The sequence below is a fragment of the Desulfovibrio sp. ZJ200 genome, from assembly GCF_011039095.1.
Taxonomy (GTDB): Bacteria; Desulfobacterota; Desulfovibrionia; order Desulfovibrionales; family Desulfovibrionaceae; genus Desulfovibrio.
Window position 1 is genome coordinate 1 of record NZ_JAAKEH010000063.1, and the last position, 5,054, is coordinate 5,054.

Annotated in this window: 3 protein-coding genes; all 3 read right to left on the minus strand. The window is 62.6% G+C overall.

The window, feature by feature from the left end; genetic code table 11:
- Positions 1-44 precede the first annotated feature (44 nt).
- The 3 genes from G7Y52_RS13245 to G7Y52_RS13255 all read right to left on the minus strand — a co-directional run bounded on the left by G7Y52_RS13245 (position 45) and on the right by G7Y52_RS13255 (position 4,840).
- On the minus strand, positions 45-425 hold the full coding sequence (locus tag G7Y52_RS13245) for a response regulator (RefSeq protein ID WP_165072536.1): 381 nt from the start codon (positions 423-425) through the stop codon (positions 45-47).
- 102 nt (positions 426-527) lie between these two features.
- Positions 528-2,231, minus strand: a complete 1,704-nt coding sequence (locus G7Y52_RS13250; protein WP_165072534.1) for a PAS domain-containing sensor histidine kinase — start codon at positions 2,229-2,231, stop codon at positions 528-530.
- A complete protein-coding gene (locus G7Y52_RS13255; protein WP_165072532.1) occupies positions 2,222-4,840 on the minus strand; it encodes a PEP/pyruvate-binding domain-containing protein in 2,619 nt (872 codons plus the stop codon). Before G7Y52_RS13255 ends, G7Y52_RS13250 begins: the two co-directional genes overlap by 10 nt.
- Positions 4,841-5,054 lie beyond the last annotated feature (214 nt).

Consider the following 5,054-nt stretch of genomic DNA (forward strand, 5'->3'; position numbering starts at 1 on the left):
CGTCAAAGGTAATCTGCTCTAGGATCAGCCCTCAGCAAAACGCTCTACCCGGCGGAACCCACGGCTTCTTCCATTTTGATGATCAGCTCGCTGATGCCCACAGGCTTGAGCATATAGTCATACGCGCCCAGATCCATGCCCTGCACGGCCACGCCCATGCAGGCATGCCCGGTGAGCAGGATGACCGGCAGGGCAGGGGCCTTTTGCTTCATGCGGCGCAAGGTTTCCAGACCGTCCATGCCGGGCATGCGCACGTCCATGACCACCACCCGGAACATCTCTTCGTCCGGAGCCTGCGCCGCCTCAAGCAGCGCCAGCGCGGTTTGCCCGTCGGGCGCGGTGCTCACCGCCATGCCGCGCCGGGAGAGGCGTTTCTCCATGAGTTGCAGAAATTCCACTTCGTCGTCCACAATAAGCACACGCATACCTGCTCCTGGGCAAAGGGTGATGAAAAGCCGTTTGTGCGCTGTTTGTGCCGCCAGGCCGCCTGCCGCAAGGCGGCGCGTCGGCGCGCAAAGCACGCTGCTTCAGGCCTGGACGGATTCTTCCGCCGGGCCTGGCGCCGCCTCATGCGGCAAGGTGATGCAAAAGCTGCTGCCTTCTCCCGGTCGGCTGCTCACCTCAATGCGACCGCCCAGTTTTTCCAGAATGGTATAGCAGATGGCCAGGCCAAGGCCCGTGCCCTCGCCCACTTTCTTGGTGGTGAAAAAGGGATCGAAAATCCGTTTCAGGGTTTCCTCATCCATGCCCGGCCCGCTGTCCGTGAAGGTAATGCGCGCGCCCGCGCCGCAGGCTTCGGTCCGGATGGTCAGCTTGCCGTCCTTGCCCACCGCGTCGATGGCATTATCAATGATATTAATGAACACCTGCTCCAGTTGGGCCGGATCGGACAAGATCACGGGCAACTGCGGATCATACTCTTTACTGATCGCTATGTTGCGGTTCGCGGCTTCGGTTTTGAGCATTTCCACGGCCTGATCCGCCAGGGCGCTGAGCAGAATTTCCATATGACTTGGGTTCATGCGCCGCCCGAAGCCCAGCATGCGTTGGGTGATGCCTTTGGCCCGGGCCACATGCTGCTCGATCTTCGCGGTGCTCTCCAGGATTTCCTGATAGTTCTTCATGCGCTCCGGGCTCTCGTCGTCGAGCAGATCGCGAATCCAGCCCGCATTTTCCTGAATCAGCATCAGAGGATTGTTGACCTCATGCGCCACGCCCGCGGCCATTTTGCCCAGGGCCGCCATTTTGCTGGATTGCAGCATGCGCGCGTCGATATGGGCCTGCTTTTGATCAAAATCCGCCAGCGTGGAAACCAGGTGGCGCGTGCACAGCACGGCGCCCGCGCTGACCAGCGCTCCGCCCAGAACCACAAACAGCAGAATCAGCATCTTGAGTTGCCGCAAGGGCTCCAGACTCTCGCGCACGTCATCCACCACCACCAGCACCCAGGGCACGGATTCCAGGCGCATCATGGCCGCCAGCAATTCCTTGCCGTGAGGCGCGCTCAGGGATTCAGTGACCATGCTGCTGCGGGAGAGATTGGGCAGGGGCATTTGCAGCTTGTCCATGATTTTGCCGTAATAGCGCGAATCCGTTTGCAGCACGCCCTGTTCGCTGACCAGAAAAGCGTCGCTGCGCCGGCCGGAATAGACGCGCCGCAGCAGGGCGTCAATGGCCTCCATGTCAATGGTGGCGCGCATGATGTAACTGCGGCCGCCCTCATGGCGCAGCACGGCAATGATGATGTGCGGCACATGCCGGTAGCCCATGAACACGTCGCTGACATACACGCCTTTGCGCAGCACCTCCCGGAACCAGGGCGTATCCGTGTAATCGGCCTCATGGAGGTCGAACGGGCCCACATAGGAGACATGGCGGCCGTCCATGCCGATGATCCCCAGATCCACAAAAGAACGGCTGTTGTTCTGCATGACGCTGAAGATCTCGCTCAGGCGCGCCGGATCGCTGAGTTCCGCATAGGGATGGGTGAAGGCCAGGGTTTTGATCTGCCCGACCCGTTCCACAATAAAGGTATCCAGGGCGCGATGCTTGCTGCTGGTCACGGCTTCAATGCCGGCGCTGATTTTTTCGTCGTAAATGATATTGATCCGATCCAGGCAAAAAAGGCCCAGCGCCGCCAGGGGCGTCAAGGCGAGCAAAAGCAGCGTCAACAGCAGGCGGCGGTAAATGCGCTTGTAGCCGCGGTGAGGCGTGGGCGAGGTCAAGAGCATGTTTTTGCCTCCTGCGCGTCGGCGGGCAAATCCCGGCCGGTAAACAAAGCGCGGCAATGGGCGAGCATCTGCTCGCGCCGGGCCGCCACCTGGGCCGCATCCTGCATGATCATGTCCAGTTGCCGGGTGTGGATGGTCATATAGCCGGCCACGGCCAGCAAATGCGCCCCGTCTTCCGCATTCATGCCTTCCAGCCGCGCGCTGACCGCATCGTTGCGCACCACCGGCTCAAAGCCGAATTCCCAGAGCAGATCCGCCACCAGCCGGACGCGCAAAATACGCCGCTCAATGTCCGCAGCGCCCCCGCGCAACCGGAAAAGCAGATAATTTTCCTTGCGGCGCTCGCCCAGGCGCGCCTCCACGGAAACGAAATGAAAGCCGAAACGCGAGTGCAGGCTGCAATACTCGCGTGAAATCATAAAATAATTCTTTTCGGAAAAGTAGCTTGTCTGAGCCGCCGGGTCCAGATGCGGGTTGGCCGTGGCCTCAAAGAGCACGGCCAGGAAGCCCTTGCCGTCCAGCGGCGGCGGCCCCTGCCAGGGGTAGGCGTTCATGCCGCGCCAGAGGGCCCGCATGGGACATGAGGTTATCTGCTCAATGTCAATGACCGGACCCGGGGGATGAACCGCAAAGCCGTCGCTGAGGTTCACGACCCAGAACTGCTTGAGCACCGCGTCGCGCAACTGCTTGACGCGCATGGGCGCGAACTGCTTCTCCGCGCCCAGGGCGAACATGGCGCTGACCGCCTTTTCATGGCAAAAGCGGGCAATGTCGTGATATGTGGCGCAATTGGCCGCCGTGAAATCCGCGCTGTCCGCATCAATGGTCAGGGGCAGAATATGCGTGGCCGCGTGCTGCAATATGCGGAAAACAGGGCTGCCCGGCATGAAATCACGCGGCGGCGCCAGCCCGGCCAGAAGCGCATCGGCCTGCCCGGGGTACAGCCGGCACTGTCCGGCGCTGTCCGCGCAGAGCGTGATCCTCTGCCCGCTTTGCAACCGCCGCATGGCCCCGGCCATGCCGAACACGGCCGGTTTGCCGAACTCCCGGGCCAGGGAGCCCAGCCGCGAGCCCAACAGGCCCTGCTCGGCAACCAGACCCGCGATCCGATCAATGAGCGAAGCCCAGACATAGCTGTCATGGGCAACCACCAGGATGCCGCCCTGGGGAAAACGGCGCACATCATCCCAATCCGCGGCGACCAACGCCGGGCCGCACACCCTGCCCGGATTTGCCGCCACGCCGCCTTCCAGCAAGGGCGCGGGGAGCTCATCCGGATTTGCCGCGGGCCGCGCCGGATCATACGATTCCCCGATCCCGTCCGCACGGATCAGGGGGCGCGCCAGCAGCAGCCGCACCTCCCCTGCGGGCGATTGCACCCAGGTCAGAGAGAGCGGTCTGCCTTCACTTTTCTCCAGCGCCAGGCCCAGCGCGGCCACCTTCAGGGCAGTGGCGTCATTGAGCACCGGATGCCGCGGATCGTGCGGCTCCCGCCCGCTCACTTCATGCGGTTCCGCCTTGGAGACGCGCAGCAGATCCACAGGCAGCTCGGAATATTCCATTTCCTGAGGCAGACCCTCGCAGCCGTACACAGAGACATGCGCGTCCTGCGGCCGGAGAGGGCTGCCGGTGTGCGCCAGCCCGCCGCGGCTGCCTTCCGCCACGGCCAGGCAGGTCACGCAGAGCCCGGCGTCGGCCTCCGCAAGCCCGCGGGCGCGCCGGTACACAAGGGCCTGGGCCCGCTCCTTGCGGGCCAGGGTGACGTGCAGGGCATGAAGAATATCCGCATCCGGCGCAGCCAATGCCACGGAAGGGCCCCAGAGCAGCAGGCCGTGATCTGCATCCTTTTCTTCATGCAGGGGCCAGAGGCGGCCGCGCAGCACCAGTCGCACGGGGCCCTTGCAGCGCGCCCGCAGTTCCCTTACGGCCGCCAGCACGGCTTCAGCCAGTTCCGGCGGCAGCGGCGTGCTTTCCACCAGCGAACCCAGGCTTTCCGAAAGCCTGTCCAGATGATTTGTCCCAAAGCCCCCGGCGGCCTGTACCCGGCGGTGGATCTCGCTCTGCACGTCGTCAGCCAGAAACAGCCGCTGGCAGCCTGCGGCCGTGACCACAAAACCCGGCGGAATCACTTCAGGATAACGATGCCCAAGGGCATCCAGCCGGATCGTGGCCTTATCCACCAGCCCGGCCTCGGCCGCGGCGGCCAGATCCGGGTGGCCCAGGGGCAGGACCAAAGGACCCAGCAAACAGGACTCCGGTTCATAGACTTCAGCGGCCACGATGTTTTGCAGCTCCGCGAAGCGGGCATAGAGCGCGGCGCAGGGGCCTGCATCAAGACGTTCCAATTGCTGAATGCATTGAAAAACCTGGGTGGACACGCTGGTGCAGAGCGCCCGCACGCGGTACAGCCCGAAGGGGTGATCGCAGCACAGCGTATATTCAAGCTCGGTCATGGTTTCCTGGAATTTATTCCAGGCCGTGAGAAAAAGCTTGAAGGAATGATGGCGCAGGGCGAAAAAATGTTCCGCGTCGCGGGAGTCGGACGCGGTCGGGCACGGAGCCGCTTTTGTGGGGCGTTTGAGAAAAGCCAGCAATCGGGAGAGAAACATGGCGACTCCGTCAGCGGCCCTGCGCTCTGCGGTTAGATGGTTTTGCCAGAGCGGTTTGCCGTTTTCAACAGCAAACCGCTCTAGGGCGTGTTAGCACTATCCTGCGCATTCTCAACTATTTTAGAGCATTTTGCTTTTGAAATTATTCAATTTCAAAAGCGGCGCTGCCATCATTTCGCGTCCAGAACGCGGTCTGGACGCTCATTCGGCGCGG

What these genes read in the sequence shown, in the direction of transcription:
- G7Y52_RS13255 (WP_165072532.1), bottom strand. Translation starts at nt 4,840, where the DNA reads ATGTTTCTCTCCCGATTGCTGGCTTTTCTCAAACGCCCCACAAAAGCG.
- G7Y52_RS13250 (WP_165072534.1), bottom strand. Translation starts at nt 2,231, where the DNA reads ATGCTCTTGACCTCGCCCACGCCTCACCGCGGCTACAAGCGCATTTAC.
- G7Y52_RS13245 (WP_165072536.1), bottom strand. Translation starts at nt 425, where the DNA reads ATGCGTGTGCTTATTGTGGACGACGAAGTGGAATTTCTGCAACTCATG.